This window comes from Chryseolinea lacunae (assembly GCF_016735595.1).
Taxonomy (GTDB): Bacteria; Bacteroidota; Bacteroidia; order Cytophagales; family Cyclobacteriaceae; genus Chryseolinea; species Chryseolinea lacunae.
In genome coordinates, this window is record NZ_JAERRB010000009.1 from 152,069 (window position 1) to 170,092 (window position 18,024).

At 52.5% G+C, this 18,024-nt stretch carries 17 protein-coding genes; 11 read left to right on the forward strand and 6 right to left on the reverse strand.

All coding sequences use genetic code 11. The features are described from left to right. Positions 1 to 18: 18 nt before the first annotated feature. From JI741_RS22700 to JI741_RS22715, 4 genes are read left to right on the forward strand one after another with little or no spacing between them, the layout of a single operon-like run. Positions 19 to 366: a hypothetical protein gene (locus JI741_RS22700; protein ID WP_202013713.1), complete on the forward strand. Its 348-nt coding sequence runs from the start codon at positions 19 to 21 to the stop codon at positions 364 to 366. Further along, positions 363 to 797, forward strand: a complete 435-nt coding sequence (locus JI741_RS22705; protein ID WP_202013714.1) for a SufE family protein — start codon at positions 363 to 365, stop codon at positions 795 to 797. Before JI741_RS22700 ends, JI741_RS22705 begins: the two co-directional genes overlap by 4 nt. Next, the gene (locus tag JI741_RS22710) at positions 794 to 1,147 is read left to right on the forward strand and encodes an SUF system Fe-S cluster assembly protein (RefSeq protein ID WP_202013715.1); all 354 of its coding nucleotides are present in this window, start codon (positions 794 to 796) and stop codon (positions 1,145 to 1,147) included. The genes JI741_RS22705 and JI741_RS22710 overlap by 4 nt, the downstream gene beginning before the upstream one ends. A gap of 33 nt (positions 1,148 to 1,180) precedes the next feature. Next, positions 1,181 to 1,597 (forward strand): BrxA/BrxB family bacilliredoxin, encoded by a 417-nt coding sequence (locus JI741_RS22715; RefSeq protein WP_202013716.1) that lies wholly within the window; start codon positions 1,181 to 1,183, stop codon positions 1,595 to 1,597. A 77-nt stretch (positions 1,598 to 1,674) separates the two neighbouring features. Here JI741_RS22715 and JI741_RS22720 read toward each other — a convergent pair whose 3' ends face one another. Genes JI741_RS22720 through JI741_RS22730 form a run of 3 tightly spaced genes read right to left on the reverse strand, consistent with a single transcriptional unit; the run spans position 1,675 to position 4,884 of the window. Further along, positions 1,675 to 3,255, reverse strand: coding sequence for a Na+/H+ antiporter (locus JI741_RS22720; RefSeq protein WP_202013717.1), 1,581 nt, complete (start codon positions 3,253 to 3,255; stop codon positions 1,675 to 1,677). 37 nt (positions 3,256 to 3,292) lie between these two features. Continuing rightward, the gene (locus JI741_RS22725; RefSeq protein ID WP_202013718.1) at positions 3,293 to 4,213 is read right to left on the reverse strand and encodes an NAD-dependent epimerase/dehydratase family protein; all 921 of its coding nucleotides are present in this window, start codon (positions 4,211 to 4,213) and stop codon (positions 3,293 to 3,295) included. 14 nt (positions 4,214 to 4,227) lie between these two features. After that, positions 4,228 to 4,884, reverse strand: coding sequence for a phosphoadenylyl-sulfate reductase (locus tag JI741_RS22730; RefSeq protein ID WP_202013719.1), 657 nt, complete (start codon positions 4,882 to 4,884; stop codon positions 4,228 to 4,230). Between the two features lie 384 nt (positions 4,885 to 5,268). On the opposite strand from JI741_RS22730, the gene JI741_RS22735 reads away from it, so the two are divergent. From JI741_RS22735 to JI741_RS22765, 7 genes are all read left to right on the forward strand, one after another. Further along, positions 5,269 to 6,921, forward strand: a complete 1,653-nt coding sequence (locus JI741_RS22735) for a T9SS type B sorting domain-containing protein (protein WP_202013720.1) — start codon at positions 5,269 to 5,271, stop codon at positions 6,919 to 6,921. Between the two features lie 44 nt (positions 6,922 to 6,965). Further along, complete coding sequence (locus JI741_RS22740; protein WP_202013721.1) at positions 6,966 to 7,871, forward strand: PorP/SprF family type IX secretion system membrane protein; 906 nt, start codon at positions 6,966 to 6,968, stop codon at positions 7,869 to 7,871. Between the two features lie 87 nt (positions 7,872 to 7,958). Next, positions 7,959 to 8,369, forward strand: coding sequence for a 6-pyruvoyl trahydropterin synthase family protein (locus JI741_RS22745; RefSeq protein ID WP_202013722.1), 411 nt, complete (start codon positions 7,959 to 7,961; stop codon positions 8,367 to 8,369). Then, on the forward strand, positions 8,329 to 9,018 hold the full coding sequence (gene folE, locus JI741_RS22750) for a GTP cyclohydrolase I FolE (protein WP_202013723.1): 690 nt from the start codon (positions 8,329 to 8,331) through the stop codon (positions 9,016 to 9,018). The genes JI741_RS22745 and folE overlap by 41 nt, the downstream gene beginning before the upstream one ends. A 49-nt stretch (positions 9,019 to 9,067) precedes the next feature. Next, positions 9,068 to 9,601 carry a MarR family winged helix-turn-helix transcriptional regulator gene (locus tag JI741_RS22755; RefSeq protein ID WP_202013724.1) on the forward strand — a complete coding sequence of 178 codons (534 nt, stop codon included), beginning with the start codon at positions 9,068 to 9,070 and terminating at the stop codon, positions 9,599 to 9,601. Positions 9,602 to 9,605: 4 nt separating this feature from the next. Continuing rightward, a complete protein-coding gene (locus JI741_RS22760) occupies positions 9,606 to 12,185 on the forward strand; it encodes an aconitate hydratase (RefSeq protein WP_236676230.1) in 2,580 nt (859 codons plus the stop codon). 225 nt (positions 12,186 to 12,410) lie between these two features. Further along, positions 12,411 to 13,565 carry a 2,5-dihydroxypyridine 5,6-dioxygenase NicX family protein gene (locus tag JI741_RS22765; protein ID WP_202013725.1) on the forward strand — a complete coding sequence of 385 codons (1,155 nt, stop codon included), beginning with the start codon at positions 12,411 to 12,413 and terminating at the stop codon, positions 13,563 to 13,565. Between the two features lie 18 nt (positions 13,566 to 13,583). Here JI741_RS22765 and JI741_RS22770 read toward each other — a convergent pair whose 3' ends face one another. The 3 genes from JI741_RS22770 to JI741_RS22780 form a co-directional block, all read right to left on the reverse strand. Further along, the gene (locus JI741_RS22770; RefSeq protein ID WP_202013726.1) at positions 13,584 to 14,372 is read right to left on the reverse strand and encodes a PhzF family phenazine biosynthesis protein; all 789 of its coding nucleotides are present in this window, start codon (positions 14,370 to 14,372) and stop codon (positions 13,584 to 13,586) included. Positions 14,373 to 14,396: 24 nt separating this feature from the next. Continuing rightward, the gene (locus tag JI741_RS22775) at positions 14,397 to 16,715 is read right to left on the reverse strand and encodes a transglycosylase domain-containing protein (protein WP_202013727.1); all 2,319 of its coding nucleotides are present in this window, start codon (positions 16,713 to 16,715) and stop codon (positions 14,397 to 14,399) included. Between the two features lie 83 nt (positions 16,716 to 16,798). Next, positions 16,799 to 17,956, reverse strand: coding sequence for a PepSY-associated TM helix domain-containing protein (locus tag JI741_RS22780; RefSeq protein ID WP_236676231.1), 1,158 nt, complete (start codon positions 17,954 to 17,956; stop codon positions 16,799 to 16,801). Between the last annotated feature and the right edge of the window lie 68 nt (positions 17,957 to 18,024).

Sequence of the window (18,024 nt, forward strand, 5' to 3'; positions counted from 1 at the left end):
AAACTCTTCAAGATTTTTATGAAAAACGAGAAACGAATTATTGAGCTGTTGGCCGAAGTGCTGATCAAGCAAGACACCATGACAGGTGAAATCCGCGGTGTAAGAACTGAATTGAAGGACGAGATTCAGGACCTACGAACTGAATTAAAGTACGAGATCCAAGACCTAAGGGGTGAAGTACACGAACTAAGGGGCGAGGTATACGACCTTAAATACGAAGTCGGGGGTATGAAAGGCGAACTTGTAAAACTGAATTTGCAAACCGCCGAAAACACCCGGGCCATCGTAAAGCTGGCAAACGAAGTGGAGAAACTCACCGATCTGCCCGATCGGGTTTCCAAACTGGAAAAAGCAATCTATAGATGAGCATCGACGAAATACAGGAGGAGATTGTCAGTGAGTTTTCGTTGCTCGACGGCGACATGGAAATGACCGTTTTCTACATCATGGAATTGGGCCAAAAGCTCCCCCCCCTGAACGAAGCCGATCGCACCGAAGAAAACGTGGTGAAAGGATGCCAGTCTAAAGTGTGGCTCACCGGTAACCTTGAAAACGACAAAGTATACTTCACGGCCGACAGCAACACCGCCATCACCAAAGGACTGGTGAGTTTGCTGGTGCGCATCTTCAACGGCCAGCCCCCTGAAACCATTCTGAACGCCGACCTGTTCTTTATGAAGAAAATAGGCATGGAACGCTTCATTGGAACCCAACGTTCCAATGGCTTTGCGGCCATGATAAAACAAATGAAACTATACGCACTCGCCTTCAAAACTAAACAGGAAGTGAAATCATGAGTGACCAATCCCAACCCATCGAAAAAGTGGTGTCTACCACGGCCATTCCTGATCTTCAGGACAAAGTGATGGCCGCCATAAAAACGGTGTATGACCCCGAAATTCCCGTAGATATTTATGAACTGGGCCTCATTTACGAAATGAATGTGTACCCGGTCAACAATGTGTATGTGCAGATGACCCTCACGTCCCCCTCCTGCCCTTCGGCCGAAGCCATTCCCAGTGAAGTGGAGCAGAAATTAAAAGCCATCGAAGGCGTGAACGATGTCAAAGTTGAGCTTACTTTTGACCCGCCGTATTCGCAGGATATGATGTCGGAAGCGGCCAAACTGGAACTTGGATTCCTATAATTTGTTATACCAATACAATTAACTTTGTAAACTATGTATCCCGAACAATTAGTGGCTCCGATGCGTACTGACCTTACCAGCGCGGGCTTTACTGAATTCAAAACCTCTGACGAGGTGGAGAATAATCTTAAAAACCTGAAGGGAACGACCCTTTTGGTGATTAACTCCGTTTGCGGATGTGCGGCAGGGGCTGCTCGTCCGGGTGTGAAATGGGCCTTGCAGCATACCGACAAGAAACCCAATAACCTGGCGACCGTGTTTGCCGGTGTAGACAAAGATGCAGTAGCGAAAGCCCGTGAATTCACGTTGCCCTACCCTCCTTCTTCTCCGGCCATCGCCCTTTTCAAAGACGGCGAGCTGGTGCACTTCGTGGAGCGTCACCACATCGAAGGTCGCAATGCCCAAATGATCGGGCAGCACCTGGTGGAGGTCTTCGACGAGTTTTGTTAAGAAAGTTTTAAGTAAAGAATAGTGTAAAGGGGTTGTTCGAAAAGAGCAATCCCTTTTTTAATGCCGCCTCCAATCCGTCAGGCCTGTTCCAGGATCAGGCGGGTTTCTTCCAGATCAAGCTCGTATTCAATTTTCCGAAGAGCTTCGTCACTGATCTTTCCCTGATCGCGCAACGACAGGGTGAGTTCGCGCTCGCGATTTAACAATTCTTTCTGGATGCGGTGAAACTCATTAATCTCCTGCTCGGCCAAACGCTGCTGCGTCTGATCTTTCCGGATGCGCTGGATACGGATTTCGTATTTGGTTTTGATCTGATTTAACACCTCGTCGCTCAACGCCAGCGAATAGTTTTCCTCAATGTGCTCAATCACCGACGACGCTATTCTCAAACGGGCCTGCTGTTCGCGCTCATGCTCCGCATTGTCAACCTCAATACCCAGCCAGTTGATAAGCGGACGCAACGTCAGGCCTTGCAATACCAGGGTTGAGAGGATCACGCAGAAGGTAAGGAAAATGATGAGGTTGCGATTATGGAAAGGTTCGTCGCCCATGGTGGTGAGTGGCAAAGCCAGGGCGGCCGCCAGCGACACCACGCCCCGCATGCCCGACCATGCCACAACGGTGACCGTCTTCATGCTGGGCTTTGGTTCGGTGGTTCGTATTCTTTTGATGATCCGCGGAATATAGGTTCCCGGATAGACCCAAATGATGCGTCCCAAAATCACGGCCACGCTCACAATCGCCCCATACCACAACAACGTACCAAACGAATGCTCTTCCATCCCCTCCATCACCACGCGAAGCTGAAGGCCAATGAGAATAAAGATAATGCCGTTGAGCATGAAGATCACCGTATCCCAAACGCCATAGGCCTGCAACCGTCCCTGCTGTGAGAATATCTTCGATGATTGTCGCCCAAGGTAAAGCCCGCACACCACCACCGCCAACACACCCGACACGTGAATGCTTTCCGCAGACAGGTAGGCCACAAACGGAGCGAGAAAAGTAAGCGTTGTATCGGTGGTCGGGTTGTCGGGTGTGAGTTTGTGAATCCATTTAAAAACCAATCCAACCAGCAACCCGAGCACTATGCCCACACCGGCCACCACAAAAAACTGAAGGCCCGCCTCCCACACATTAAAGACCCCGGTGACGACAGCCGCCACGGCATACTTATAGGCGATTAACCCCGTGGCGTCGTTCACCAAGCTCTCGCCTTCCAAAATCGTAGTCACTCTTTTAGGTATGGCCAGCCCCTTGGTGGCGGCAGCGGCCGCCACGGCATCGGGTGGCGAAATGATGGCGCCCAGCACAAACGCTTCGGGCCAGCTCAGGTCGGGTATAAAAATGTGGGCTACCCAAGCCACCGCACAGGTGGTGAAGATCACACACCCCGTGGCCAGCAACGTGATGGACCGGCGCGCGGCTTTGAACTCCGCCAGCGATGTAGTCCACGCCGCCGCATATAATATAGGAGGAAGAAAAACCAGAAACACCACTTCCGGGTTCAGGGTGATAACGGGCAGGCCGGGCACGAGACTGATGGCAATACCCGCCAATACCAGCAAGATCGGATAGGGCACTTTGATCCGGTCGGTCACTTCCGCCAGAGCCGTTACCACGGCGAGCAATATAATTACGGTAGCAATGTTCTCCATGCTATTCTGTTAGCCTATACTTTAAAATAATGTTGGATCAGAAACTAAACCTCGCCAGGAATTCCTGCAGCTCTTCTTTCAAGAGTTTGGGGTTGTTGATGCCCAAGGCCTGATTGACCTGCTGATTTTCCTTGACCTTCAGCTCGTGAAGGGTGAGGTGTTGATTGATAAAGATAAACTCCAATTCCGGAATTAGCTGCTTCAATTCATCAACGATGTCAAAAACCTTTATGGTCCGCTCCACCAGGTTGTAGGTGCCGCGGGGCAGGTCGCTGGTGAGCAGGTTGTTGAGGGCATTCGAGATGAGGTCGATGTGGATGAACGAGCGCGACTGCTTGCCGTCGCCCTGGATGGTGACCCGCTTGTTGAAGTTAGCCTCCAGCACAAACTTGTTGATGACAGAGTCGAAGCGCATGCTTTTGCTGTAGCCATACACGTTGCCGCAGCGCAAAATCCAGGTGTCCATTTTGTTGACCAGCCGGCGCACGTGCTCTTCGCCCCGCAGCTTCGAAATGGCATAGAAGCTTTTCGGGTCGGTGGTCGACTGCTCATCCACCGCGCCGGCCGACGAACCATACACTCCCGTGCTGCTGGTGTAGATGAACTTCTTCACATCGCTTTCCTCTACGGCATAGACCAACTCGGCCGTGCCCCAATGGTTCACCTGCTCGTAGGCATGGGCATCGGCGCTGGCGAAGGGGGTCGTTACTTTGGCGGCCAGGTGATAGACCACGTCCACCCCTTTCAACACCTTCCGGAGCGACCGCGAATCCAGAAGCTCGCCTTTCACAAAGGTGAGCTTGGCGTGCTTTTGCAACTTGAGACCGAGAAACAAATTATAGTTTAACCGGCTGAGGTTGTCGTAGACAATCACCTCATCGACCGAATTATTGGAAACCAGCAAATTGATTAACTCGGTGCCCATGTAGCCGGCACCGCCCGTTACTAAAACCTTCATTCTTGTTTACGTGATTATTTGGTGACTAAATCTGTGTTGAGACCGCATTCCACTTTGTTCATGCCGAACCAACGGGCTTCGCGTTCCTGCATTTCGGGATCTAATTTACGGGTACACGGCTCACAACCTATACTGATAAATCCCTTTTCTTCCAGGGGATGCTTGGGAAGGTTATATTCCTTTTGGTATTGCCAGATCATTTTCGGGTTCCAGTCCAGCATGGGGTGAAAGCGCAGACATCCGTGCTTGGCGGGTTGCTCCACTTTCATGGCAGCGCGCACGGCGCTTTGGTCGGCACGCACCCCGTTTATCCAGACGTCTTTTGCCAACAGGATGGCGTCCATGGGCTGGGTCTTGTTCAGCTGGCAGCAGTGGTCGGGGTCGGAGGTGAAGAGCAGACGCCCTTCAGGATCGCGCTGCATAAACTTGGGAACGTCCGACTTGAGGTCGATGGTATTGAGGCCAAACTGCTCCGTGATCTGGTCGCGGAAGCTCACGGTTTCAGGGAAATGGAAGCCCGTATTTATGAAATAGACCGGTATCGTTTTGTCGATCCGGCTCAGCATATGCAGCAGCACGAGGCTATGCGATTGAAAGGAAGAGCTGGTAAAAAGGGTCTTTCCCGCATCTTTATACGAATTCAACTTCGTCTGAATATCCTCAAATTTCATCAACTTATCGTTTAATTAAAACACTCTAACTACCTAATAATCAATTTAACTATTTGGTAACACCGAACAGATACTTTAAACTACTATATTCGATTTCCTTAAACCTAAACCAGTAGTTTAACCTTGAAATCGAAATATCGCTTTCTTTTAGCAGTCTTGCTTACACTGCTGGCGATTTGTAGCCAGGTCGTGTTCGGTCAGACCAAGAAATTCACGCAGTCGTATTCCGTGGGAAGCGCTGCCAGCTGTAACTGCCCACTGTCAGTAACACAAACAATCACAAATTCATCCGCGTGCGACAAAAAAGATGGTGCTATTTCCATCGGCCTTGTGGGTGGATCCGGTGATTATTTGTTCCAATGGAAAGATCAATCCGCACAAGTAGTGTCCTCCCAAAAGAACCTCACACAGGTTTCGGCCGGAAGCTATTTCCTGGAAGTCACCGACATCCAGGCCCCCTACTGCGGAAGTTATGTCTATGGCTTCACCATCAACTCGTCCATGTCTATCACCACCGTGTCTACGGATGTGAACAGCTGCGCGGTGGCCAATGGAAGCATTACCCCCACCGTGGCGGGCGGCTCGGGCACCTACACTTACCAATGGACGATGCCCGACGCCACACAGGTCACCACAAAGAACCTGACCGGTCTCAAAGCCGGCTCCTACACCCTGAAAGCAACCGACACAAAGCTGGGTTGCACAGTTACAAAAACGATTTACATTCGAGCTAATAATCTTCTGACGGTCAGTCTTGTTACTGCCACGCCCAACACATCTTGCGCAACGCCCAACGGCGCCCTGGATGTGCGCACAACGGGCGGATCGGGAAAATATCAATCGCTGTGGTATGACCTGGAAACCTATGGCATTCCGGGAACCGTGGAGGATCTGACGAAGGTTCGCGGCGGAAACTACGGCGTATACGTGAGCGACGTGGTGTCGGGATGCTCGGGCTATCAGGCTTTTGTGGTGGCAGAACAGACCGTGGCGCCTCAATTTGTATTGAAAGATATCGTGGCTAATACTCAATGCAGCAGCCCCTTCGATGGGGCCGCCTCCCTCGTCGTTACCGGCACACCCGGCCCGTATGACATTGCCTGGATCAAAGATGGCCAGACCGTGTCGACACAACAAAACCCCATTGGCCTCGACCGTGGGGTTTATGGTTTTACGATAACCGACCGACTCTCGCTTTGCCAGACAACTGTATCGTCAACCGACACCAGGGCCCTCGTTATCGCCGATCAGTCGGTTCCCAACATCAATGTGAAGCTTGACTTGCTGAAGGCTAACACCCAATGCATCAAGTTCGATGGCGCCATCAACGTGACCGTTGAAGATCCCAAGGTGCCCTACTCTGTTTCGTGGAAAGGCCCCAACAACTTTGCCGCCAACACAGCCGACATCAGTGGTCTGCCGGCAGGCAACTACACCCTGACCGTGGAAGCAGGTTGCAACAAACCGCCGGTGATCGTGCAGCCCAACCCCGGCTCAGAAACCGGGCAGGTAAGCTTCGACCTCCTGCAGTTCACCTCCGACCCCGACAGCAATCTTGACCCCAACGGCTTCGCCATTGTGGACCAACCCATCAGCCAGGCGAGGGCATCGCTGACCGGCCATGTGCTTACCATCGACTACACCGGCAACTCCTTTAAGGGCACAGACCAGCTCCGCCTAAGAGCCTGCGACGCGCTGGGCGCCTGCACCGAAAAAATACTGACGTGGCAGGTAGACCCCACCGCCATTAAGCGCACCGGCGACATTGTGGTGCACAACGCCGTGGCGCCCAACAGCCCCGGCGACAATCACTATATGCGCATCATGAACCTACCCCCCGACAACCGCGTGAGCATCTTTAACCGGTGGGGCGATCTGGTCTTTGGAACCCAGAACTATAACGACGAAACACCCGGCAAACGGTTTGAAGGCTTTGGAAGCGATGGGAGAAGTTTACCCTCGGGCACGTATTTCTATAAAATTGAATTTGGCGACGGCCGCTCCGCCATGACCGGCTACGTTGCCCTTCAACAATAAACATCGAAAAAGACCCGCTCCCAGCATCGCCGAACCTTTGTCCTATGAAACGACTTCTACCTGCACTTCTCTGCATCATCCTTGCTATGCCCGCCTGGGCCCAGGAAGATCCGCTTTATGCTCAATACCTCAACAACCCGCTGGTCATCAACCCGGCTTATACGGGACTGAACAAAAACTTCAACGCAGCCCTTACCTACCGGCGGCAGTGGGGAGGCTTCGACGGCGCCCCCACCACGGCCAGCGTGAGCGTGCACTCGTCGTTGATGAACAACAAGATGGGACTGGGCATGCTGGTTGTGCGCGACCGGTCGGGCAACTCCAACAACACCGAGGCGGTGGCCACCTACGCCTATCGCATCCATGTTGACGACAAAAGCATTTCGTTCGGGCTTCAGGGCGGGCTCATTAACTACCGGAGCATCAACTCGGAACTGAACCCCTACGACCCCAGCGACCCAGCCTTCAACAGCGATCAAAACCTGATCAAACCCAGCATTGGCGCCGGCATGATGGTGAGCAACGAGCGTTTCCTCATTGGCCTGTCGGCACCGCGCCTGCTGAAGGCGGAAAGTGCTGGCGACCAGTTCAGCGCCCAGCTCTACAGCCAGCATTACTACCTGATGGGAGCCTATGTGTTTCACCTCACGGAACGCCTGCGGTTCAAGCCCTCGGTTTTGCTGAAGGGCGTGAAGGGCGCTCCGTTCTCGACCGACTATAACGCGGCCCTCAACATCGACGAGCGCTACACGGCATCGTTGTTCACCCGGAACTTCAACACCTATGGATTTCTGGCGCAGGTTCGATTGGGTGAAGCCTACCGGTTGGGATATGCCTTCGAGGTGCCCACCAACGCTTCGGTCGGCACACGCTTCACAACCCACGAATTCAGCTTTGGGCTGAACCTGGCATTGCTCCGTTCGCACGACACCACTATTACCAATTTTTAAAAGAAAAACGGCTTTGTTTTCAATTTGGGAACCCGCGAGGGGGTAAAACATGAACCTTTTGCAACCAAACCTGTTTAACTTTACGAAATGAAGGTTAAGGTTTCCCGAAAAGAACATTTTAATGCGGCCCATCGTCTCCACAATCCAGCGTGGACCGCCGAAGAGAACTCCCGTATATTCGGAAAGTGCAACAATCCCAACTATCACGGCCACAACTACGAGCTCATCGTGAGCCTCACCGGTGAAGCCGATCCCGACACCGGCTATGTGTTCGACCTCAAAGTGCTGAGCGACCTCATTCGCGAGCACGTGCTGCTTAAATTCGACCACAAGAATCTGAACCTGGACACGGAATACTTCAAGAACCTGAACCCCACAGCGGAGAATATCACGCTCATTATCTGGCGGATACTGCGACAACACATTGATTCGAATTTGGACCTGAAAATTACTTTGTATGAGACAGAAAGAAATTTCGTTGAATATCCGGCCGATTAAACCCGCTGACGACGACATGGAAGACGAGCACCCCTTGTCTTCGATCGAGACACCCCTTCGCGCCGATGCCTTCGAGCTGAGCGACGAAGTGAAGATCGAACGAATCGAAAAACATTTCCATGAGATCATGACCATTCTGGGTCTGGACCTGAACGACGATAGCCTCAGCGGCACGCCGCGCCGGGTGGCCAAGATGTATGTGAAGGAAGTGTTTAGCGGCTTGAACCCGCAGAACCGCCCCAACGCCCGACTGTTCGAAAACAAGTATAACTACGACCAGATGCTGGTGGAGAAGGACATTACGTTCTACTCGCATTGCGAGCATCACTTTGTGCCCATCTATGGCAAAGCCCACGTGGCCTATTTTTCCGATGGCAAGGTGATTGGCCTGTCGAAGATCAACCGGATCGTGCAATATTTCTCCAAACGCCCTCAGGTTCAGGAGCGTTTGACCGTGCAGATCGGCAAGGAAATGGAGCGGGTGTTGCATACCGAAAACGTTGGCGTTGTGATTGATGCCAACCACATGTGCGTGGCCTCGCGCGGCGTGGGCGACACCAACAGCAAAACCGGGACAGCTTACTTCTCCGGAAAATTCAAAGACGAGAACATCAAACGCGAATTTTTAAACTACATCAACAGCAAATAGGCTAAAAAATGGCTACTTTGGTAGAACCTAAACCTAAGTAGTCATTCCTATGTCCCTTGAGAAGGATATCATGCTGGCTGATGTTCGCAGCGAACATCAGCGTGCGCTTATTAACATCTTGTATACCTACTACTATCTTGTAGACCAGATGAACGACCTCTTCAAAAATAATGAGGTCACCCGCCAACAATACAACGTGCTGCGAATCCTGAAACGGCACCATCCCCACCACATTTCTGTCAACGTCATCAAACGTTCCATGTTCGACAAGATGTCGGATGTGTCGCGCATTGTAGAACGTCTGCGCATCAAGGGGTTGGTGAACCGCCAGAGCGGCCAGAAAGACAAACGCTCTGTGGACGTGAGCATTACGGACAAAGGAATCGAACTTTTACAAATCATGGATCCCCAGGTCGACACCCTGGGAAAGCTTCTGGGGAATCTGACGGAGCCGGAAACCCTGATGCTCAATCAGCTGTTGGATAAAATAAGGTCATGCGACGAGACCACTCATATAAGTGGTTCAACGCATACCCATCATTCCGATGAAAAAATTATTACTTTAGCAGCGCTAAAATTATAAAACTATGGCATTCGATTTAGACATGATCAAAGCCTTGTATGCGAAAATGCCCGCCAGCATCGCCAAGGCTCGAAAAGTTGTTAACCGCCCCCTCACCCTTTCCGAAAAAATTCTTTACTCCCACCTCCATGCAGACCAGAAACTGGAAAACTTCGGACGGGGTAAATCATACGTAGACTTCGCGCCCGACCGTGTGGCCATGCAGGATGCTACGGCGCAGATGGCATTGTTACAATTCATGTCGGCCGGCAAGCCCAAAGTGGCTGTGCCCTCAACCGTACACTGCGATCACCTCATTGTGGCCAAGACCGGCGCAGCAGAAGATTTGACAAACGCAAACACCGAGAGCAAGGAAGTATTCGATTTCCTTTCGTCGGTATCCAATAAATATGGCATCGGATTCTGGAGACCCGGCGCCGGCATCATTCACCAGGTTGTGTTGGAGAACTACGCATTCCCCGGCGGCATGATGATCGGAACCGATTCGCACACCGTGAACGCCGGCGGCCTCGGCATGGTGGCCATTGGTGTGGGCGGCGCAGATGCCGTTGATGTAATGGCCGGTATGGCCTGGGAACTAAAATTCCCCAAACTCATCGGCGTGAAGCTGACCGGCAAACTGAACGGTTGGACTTCAGCTAAAGATGTGATCCTGAAAGTGGCGGGTATCCTCACCGTGAAAGGTGGAACCGGCGCCATCGTGGAATATTTCGGCGAAGGCGCAACGTCCATGAGCTGCACCGGCAAAGGCACCATCTGTAACATGGGGGCCGAGATCGGCGCAACCACTTCGACCTTTGGTTATGACGAATCGATGGAACGCTACCTCAGCGCCACCGGTCGTTCTGAAGTGGCCAAGCTTGCCAACAAAATAAAAGAACACCTAACGGGCGATCCGGAAGTATATGCCGATCCCGAAAAATATTTCGACCAGGTAGTGGAGATCAACCTCGACGAGCTGGAGCCGCACCTCAACGGTCCGTTCACGCCCGACCTGGCCACGCCTATTTCGAAGATGAAAGAAGAGGCCTCCAAAAACGGATGGCCCACCAAAGTGGAAGTAGGCCTCATCGGCTCTTGCACCAACTCATCGTATGAAGACATTTCACGCGCCGCAAGCCTTGCCCGCCAGGTGGCCGACAAAGGCCTGAAGACCAAAGCGGAGTTCACCATCACCCCGGGATCGGAAGTGGTGCGCTACACCATCGACCGCGACGGATTTATTGACGCCTTCGACAAGATCGGGGCGAAAGTATTTGCCAACGCCTGCGGACCTTGCATTGGCATGTGGAACCGTGTGGGGGCCGACAAGAAAGAGAAGAACACCATCGTTCACTCCTTCAACCGTAACTTCCAGTCGCGCAACGACGGCAACCCCAACACCTATGCGTTTGTGGGATCGCCCGAATTGGTAACGGCCCTGGCCATTGCCGGCGACCTTACCTTCAACCCGCAAACCGACTTCCTCACCAACGAGAAAGGCGAACAGGTGAAGCTCGACCCTCCTACCGGCGACGAACTGCCCAAGCGTGGTTTTGATGCGGAAGATCCGGGCTTCGTGGCTCCCGCCAAAGACGGCAGCAAAGTTCAGGTGAAAGTGAGCCCTACTTCAGACCGCTTGCAGTTGCTGGCGCCGTTCAAGGCTTGGGAAGGAACAGACCTTCGCGGCCTGCGCCTCCTCATCAAGGCAAAAGGAAAATGTACGACCGATCACATCTCGATGGCCGGCAAGTGGCTGAAATATCGCGGTCACCTCGACAACATTTCCAACAACCTGCTCATCGGGGCAACCAACTTCTTCAACGAAAAAATCAACAGCGTAAAAAATAACCTCACCGGCCAGTTCGACGAAGTGCCCAAAGTGCAGCGTGCCTACAAAGCACAAGGCATCGGCTCGATTGTGGTGGGTGACGAAAACTACGGCGAAGGATCGTCGCGCGAACATGCCGCGATGGAACCCCGTCACCTGGGCGTGCGCGCCATCCTGGTGAAATCGTTTGCCCGCATTCACGAAACCAACCTGAAGAAGCAGGGCATGCTGGGCCTCACATTTGCCAACAAGGAAGACTACAACAAGATCCTCGAAGACGATGTGATCGACATTGTGGGCCTCACCACGTTTGCTCCCGAAACACCCCTCACCCTGGTGCTTCACCACAGCAACGGCACCGAAGAATCAATCACGGTGAACCACACTTATAATAAGGGACAGATTGAATGGTTCAAAGCCGGCTCGGCCCTCAACATGATGGGTGGAGGCGCTAAACCGAAAGCCGTAGCAAAACCTGCCGCCAAAGCAGCTCCTAAAGCCGCCGCGAAAGCAGCGCCCAAAAAAGCTGCACCGAAAGCCGCCGCCAAAAAAGCAGCGCCCAAGAAAGCCACGAAGGCAGCTCCCAAAAAAGCAGCGAAGAAAGTGGTAGCCAAAAAAGCAGCGCCTAAAAAGGCAGCGAAAAAAGTAGTCGCCAAGAAGGTTGCGCCTAAAAAGGCAAAAGCAAAAAAGGTGGTCGCTAAAAAAGCCGTGAAGAAAGTCGTGAAAAAAGCAGCTCCTAAAAAAGCAGCCAAGAAAGCGGCAAAGAAAAAATAGAATATCATCAACATCGTTTTAAAAGGCTCCCGACTTGTCGGGGGCCTTTTTCTTTTTCAAACGATGACACACACGTGCAGGCCCACGTATGGGATGTGATTTTTTTACGTCACGGCACCGTTCGAACACCAAACCAACCATCCAGCCATACGCCGAAAAAAAACATCTGTTTCTTCAAACACATAGAGACGTCGTTCGTTACTACCGTGAATTGACTCTCTCGTGATGAAAAAGAATTTACTCTTCCTCCTGCTAACGCTACCGCTTGCTGCAACCTGGGCGCAGCAAATCAACTACGATACCCTCGCCAAAAACATAGCCACGAAAAGTATCGGCATCAAAGCCGGCGAAACTGTATACATCTATGGCGACCAAAACGCCGTGCCCCTCATGGAGGCCCTCGGCAAAGTCTGCGAAACCCTCGGTGCCAAACACTTGCCCAAACTGAATCCCGATAAATTTCAAGGCACCGAAAGCATGAACAACTTTCTGACGGGTGAACTCTCTCCCCCCGAAAAACTTGTGGAGTGGCTCAACACCGCCGACGCCTGCATCATCCTCACTCCTTTCGACAAAGAACCACGCTGGCTCTTCAAAGACATCACCGCCACCGTGGCCGACGCACAACAGACTGTGATTCGCGAAGCCCTCCTCAAATCGCACACGCGCATACTCTATGTGACTTATCCCACACGCGCCTTCGCCGAAGGACTTTCGCTGAACTATGACGCCTACGAGCAAATGACCTGGAAGGCCATTACCACACACAACAACGACGTTGAAAAGCTGGTGAAACGGTTGAAGGGGCTGCTCGCCAACGCCAAGCAGGTGCGCATCACCACCACGTCGGGCACCAACCTCACCTTCTCCATAGCAGGCCGGGCTGCCGCCGCAAACGACGGCGCAGTGACCGAAGCCGAAGCAGCATCACGCGCACCTTACAACAAACTTGATCGCCTTCCCGCAGACATGGTGGAGGTGAGCATTGCCGAACACTCTGCCAATGGAAAAGTGATTGTGCCACTCTGTGAATGCGACTATGACGCCGTAACGCAGGCAACACTTACGTTTGTGAACGGTAAGATCCAAACCATTACAGCCAAAACCGGGGCCGATTGTTTGAAGGGAAAATTTGCCGCACAAGATGCCTCTGTTTTGCTGGGCAGTGTTTCATTCGGATTCAATGCCGACCTGAAACCGATGAACACCGGCGGCGCCTTGTATTGGCCTCGTGCTACAGCCGGCATGGTGACACTCACCACAGGCAGCAACCAATTTCTTGGTGGCAAAAACGACATTCGCGCTGTGCAATTTAATTTTCCCTTGGCAGATGTTAACCTGGTAGAGATTGATGGTAAGGTGGCATTGAAGAAACCTTAGCATTTAATCATCGTCGCATCACTCCGTCCACAAGACGCTTTGCGAATAGGTGCGGGCTTTGCCGCGTATCAAAACACGCGAACCTTCGTCCACGCAAAACAACTCCCCTCCCCGCGCTGACAATTGGCGCGCAGTCATCGTTTGTTTTTTGAGGCGTTCGCTCCAGTATGGAACGAGTGAACAATGTGCCGAACCCGTCACAGGGTCTTCGAGTATGGATGCCTGGGGTGTGAAGAAGCGGGACACAAAATCGCATTGCTCCCCCGGTGCCGTGACGATGACACCACCGGTGCCCAAATTTACGGTGTCGAAAAGTTGGCGATTGATGGCAATGTCGCGAATGTCTTGTTCGCGTTCATAGACCAACACATAGTCACGGGCGCGTAACGTTTCAACTGGGGCTTTGCTAAATGCGTTCAAAATGGCTTCGGGCGGTGTTTCGGGTGTTGGCTTCCGGCTTGGAAAATCAAGACTATATAAATCGCCGGAGGTTGTCACCCGGAGGCGACCGCTGAGGGTGTCGAACAGGATGGGATTTTCCGGATAGTTGAGAATGGTCTTTAGCACATGAGCCGTGGCCAACGTGGCGTGACCGCAAAGGTCCATTTCAATTTCGGGTGTGAACCAACGCAGATGAATGCTGTCGGCCTGGCGAACAAAGAAGGCCGTTTCAGCCACGGCGTTTTCCATCGCAATATTCAACAGCACATCGTCGGCGGGCCACACGGCTAGTGGCACAACACATGCCGGGTTTCCGCCAAAGATTTTTTCGGTGAAGGTGTCGACCTGATAGCAGTCCAGTTTCATAGTTTTTCTTGCGTTACTGGATCGCTATTGATTGGGTCCATCCCACTGCCGCGTATCCTCCACCGAGTCGGCAGGGATGTTCTCGTACTTGTCGGGATCAAGCGTCATATCCAACGGTGTGGATGGACGCCTGAATTGTCCTTTCTTATATCCGAGTGAACGATCGGCATAAACCTTCAACATAAACGATTCCCAAATGGGGCGGGCGGTTTTTCCACCTTGGCCAAGCGACCATCGCTCATAGTGGATGCTGCGTTCGTCGCCACCCACCCACGCTCCCGCCACCAGGTCGTGTGTTACGCCCATAAACCAACCGTCGGAAGCACTGCTGGTGGTTCCCGTTTTGCCGCCAATTTCATTGTCGTCTTTCAACAAATCGGAAATTCCTGCCGAGCCGGCACCATGTTCTTCAACGACGCCGCGAAGCAGATACAAAATCTTGTAGGCCGTCTGTTCATTGATAACCTCACCATGAATTTTAGGGGCAAAGCTTTGTATCAAATTGCCATGCTTGTCTTCTATACGTGTGATATAATACGGTTCAGTGTAGATGCCGAGATTGACAAACGTTCCATACGCGCCCACCAACTCATACAACGACACATCGCTCACTCCTAAACACAGGGTGGGCACGGCATCGAGCTTGCTGGCGATGCCGGCGCGGTGTGCAAAGTTCACCACGTTGTCGATGCCTACGCGTTGCATCAGCTGGGCGGTCACGGTGTTCTTCGACTTGGCCAGGGCCATTCTCAGGGTGATCCACTCTCCCGTGCCATAGTCTCCTTCCGCGTTGGCGGGCCTCCATGTTTTCCCGCCCGACACGGTGAACGTGGGTGATATGTCCTGAAATTTCTGATTGGGATTGTAGCCTTGCTCCATCGCCGTGCCATACACAAATGGCTTAAAGGTGGAACCCGGTTGACGCGATCCCTGGCGCACGTGATCGTATTTGAAATACTTGTGGTTGATGCCTCCCACCCACGCCTTCACCGCACCGTTGCGCGGGTCCATCGACATGAAGCCGGTTTGCAAAAAGCGTTTGTAGTAGTTCAGCGAGTCCATCGAACTAAACAACGTGTCGCGTTCGCCTTGCCAGGTGAACACAGTCATGCGCTTTTTCAGGTTCAGCATGATTTTAACAGAGTCGTTGTTCACGCCGTATTTCGCCACCAGCATTCGATAGGCGTCCGATTGTTTGATGCGCGAGTCCAGGAAGCCTTTTATCTCTTTCCGGTTGTCGTCTATCCACGGGTTGCGGCCTTTCCAATGATCGCTGAATTTCTTTTGCTGCTGTTTCATTTGCTCCGTCACGGCCTCTTCGGCGTAGCGCTGCATGCGGCTGTCGAGCGTAGTGTGAATGCGCAGTCCAGACTCCAAGAGGTCGTAGCCGTTCTCTTTGCACCACTTTGTCAACTCGGGCGTGATCACCGTGCGGAAGTATGTGGCCAGTCCCTTGTTTTGGTTCTGTACCGAATATTTCATGTCGATGGGCAACACCTTCACGGAGTCGTATTGCAATTTTGTTTTCCAATAGTTTACGCGATAGAGTTTATAGAGCACCTGGTTGCGTTTGGCCAGTGCGGCCTCGGGATGTTGTTTCGGATTGAACAGCGCGGGTGATTGCAACATGCCCACCAGCACGGCCGACTCCTGCACATTGAGCTTGTCGGGTTGTTTGGCGAAATAGGTTTCGGCTGCCACCTTGATGCCAAAGGCGTTGTTTCCAAAGTGGCATGTATTGAGATACATCGCCAGAATTTCCTGCTTGGTGAAATGGCGTTCCAGGTAAATGGAGATGATCCACTCTTTTGTTTTTTGAATGACGCGGCGCGGCGTTCTCCCCAGCTTGGCCAGGCTTCCGTCGAGCTCCGGGTTGAGGGTGAACAGGTTCTTGGCCAACTGTTGCGTGAGCGTGCTTCCACCACCGATTTCGGACGACCGAAAGGTGACGGCTCCCAACACGGCGCGTATCAACGCTTTGGAGTCGACACCCGAGTGTTCATAGAACCGTATGTCTTCGGAGGTGATCAGCGTCTTTACCAGCGCGGGCGAAAGCTTGTTGAAGGGCACTTGGCTTCGGTTGAACCGAAAGTAGCGACCCAGCGAAACGCCGTCGGCCGAGATCACTTCCGACGACAAGTCGTTCTCGGGATTTTCAATTTGTTTCAGGCTGGGCATGTCGCCATACAATCCGAAGAGGTTGTATTTCACCGACAGGATGTAGAGCGGGCCGCCGACAATGATGAGGAAAAAAACGATCCAGACGGCCTTCACTGCGCGACGGAACCAGACACTTTGAAGGTGCAGCGCGCGCGATACCTTCTGCAAAACTGTAACGGCCATTCGGAATTGATTTTACCGAAAGTAAAAAGAACTATATGAAACGGCAAAGTGCCGGTCGAAAATAGGCTGTTCTGCCAGACGAGCTATACATTCTTCGCCATCGCCTTCCGCACCGCGGGGCGCACACGCGAAGGGACCACACGCTTTTTGCCAGTTTCTTCCTCCCTGCTCTTCTTTCTCCTGCCCCACCAGATGTAAACACCCGTGACCGGCAATGAGGCACAAAGCAGGCTGGCACAGAACATGAGAATTTTTCCGGCCAACCCCAGTATGGCGCCCACGTGAATGTCGTAGTTCATGCGCACCAGTTTGTCGGCCGCGGTGGCTTCGGCAAATTTTCCGTAGACGTGATCCACGTGCAATTCCTTCAGCGAATATTGATCGAAATAGCGATAGTCTGTTTTCCAATAGGTGCCGCTTTCCGTGTTCACGTTCACCACAATGGGCGACACGTTTGTTTCAGGCACATGCACTTCCATCACTTTTGCATCGGGGTTCTCGCGGCGCAACGTCATCCAGATTTCATCGAGGGGCGTAGCCTGCCCGCGTGCCAGAGTAGTGTCAGATGCGGGCTCGGCATAGCGTAGTGATTTTTCTCCGCCGGCCACGGCGTACACGCTGCTTGCTACCCATTGAAAGCCCCACACCAGACCCGTCACCGCCAGAATGATGGCGATCCACGACACATAGAATCCCATCACATTGTGCAGGTCATAGTTCTTTCTGCGCCAGCGTGCATTCCACTTGATGGTGAACCGTTGTCGTGCGGCCGCACGGTTCCTGGGCCACCACAACACAATGCCGGTGATCAGCATCACCACAAACACCAGGGTGGCGGTGGCAACTACCGGTTGGCCAAGGGTGGGTGGAAGCCACAAATAATAATGTCCCTGTAACACAAAATGGAAAAAGCCTGCGTTTTCGTCCGTCACTTTCAGCACGTTGCCGGTGTAGGGATCGAGGTATACGAAGTAATAATATTCCGGTTCGAAGTTGTAGAAGATCACCTGTACTGCACGGCCCGGTGTGGAATAGAGCACGGCATGAATTTTCTTTCCAGGCAGGGCCTTCTCCGCAATGGCTCGCAGTTGTGATGGTGGCAACAACGCTTCATCGCGTTGCTCTACAAAACGAAAAGGTTGAGTGGCATCCTGTATTTCCACCTGAAAGGCATACAGACATCCGGTGATGGCCACGATAAAAACCACCAGGCCCGATGTGAGTCCAAGCCAGAGGTGCATCCACCCCGTTATTTTTCTAAACCAATTCTTTTTCTTCGTCATGACATGCTATAAAATGTGGAGGCCCG

Coding starts and splice junctions, on each gene's coding strand:
- JI741_RS22700 (WP_202013713.1), top strand. CDS start 19: ATGAAAAACGAGAAACGAATTATTGAGCTGTTGGCCGAAGTGCTGATC.
- JI741_RS22705 (WP_202013714.1), top strand. CDS start 363: ATGAGCATCGACGAAATACAGGAGGAGATTGTCAGTGAGTTTTCGTTG.
- JI741_RS22710 (WP_202013715.1), top strand. CDS start 794: ATGAGTGACCAATCCCAACCCATCGAAAAAGTGGTGTCTACCACGGCC.
- JI741_RS22715 (WP_202013716.1), top strand. CDS start 1,181: ATGTATCCCGAACAATTAGTGGCTCCGATGCGTACTGACCTTACCAGC.
- JI741_RS22720 (WP_202013717.1), bottom strand. CDS start 3,255: ATGGAGAACATTGCTACCGTAATTATATTGCTCGCCGTGGTAACGGCT.
- JI741_RS22725 (WP_202013718.1), bottom strand. CDS start 4,213: ATGAAGGTTTTAGTAACGGGCGGTGCCGGCTACATGGGCACCGAGTTA.
- JI741_RS22730 (WP_202013719.1), bottom strand. CDS start 4,884: ATGAAATTTGAGGATATTCAGACGAAGTTGAATTCGTATAAAGATGCG.
- JI741_RS22740 (WP_202013721.1), top strand. CDS start 6,966: ATGAAACGACTTCTACCTGCACTTCTCTGCATCATCCTTGCTATGCCC.
- JI741_RS22745 (WP_202013722.1), top strand. CDS start 7,959: ATGAAGGTTAAGGTTTCCCGAAAAGAACATTTTAATGCGGCCCATCGT.
- folE (WP_202013723.1), top strand. CDS start 8,329: ATGAGACAGAAAGAAATTTCGTTGAATATCCGGCCGATTAAACCCGCT.
- JI741_RS22755 (WP_202013724.1), top strand. CDS start 9,068: ATGTCCCTTGAGAAGGATATCATGCTGGCTGATGTTCGCAGCGAACAT.
- JI741_RS22760 (WP_236676230.1), top strand. CDS start 9,606: ATGGCATTCGATTTAGACATGATCAAAGCCTTGTATGCGAAAATGCCC.
- JI741_RS22765 (WP_202013725.1), top strand. CDS start 12,411: ATGAAAAAGAATTTACTCTTCCTCCTGCTAACGCTACCGCTTGCTGCA.
- JI741_RS22770 (WP_202013726.1), bottom strand. CDS start 14,372: ATGAAACTGGACTGCTATCAGGTCGACACCTTCACCGAAAAAATCTTT.
- JI741_RS22775 (WP_202013727.1), bottom strand. CDS start 16,715: ATGGCCGTTACAGTTTTGCAGAAGGTATCGCGCGCGCTGCACCTTCAA.
- JI741_RS22780 (WP_236676231.1), bottom strand. CDS start 17,956: ATGCACCTCTGGCTTGGACTCACATCGGGCCTGGTGGTTTTTATCGTG.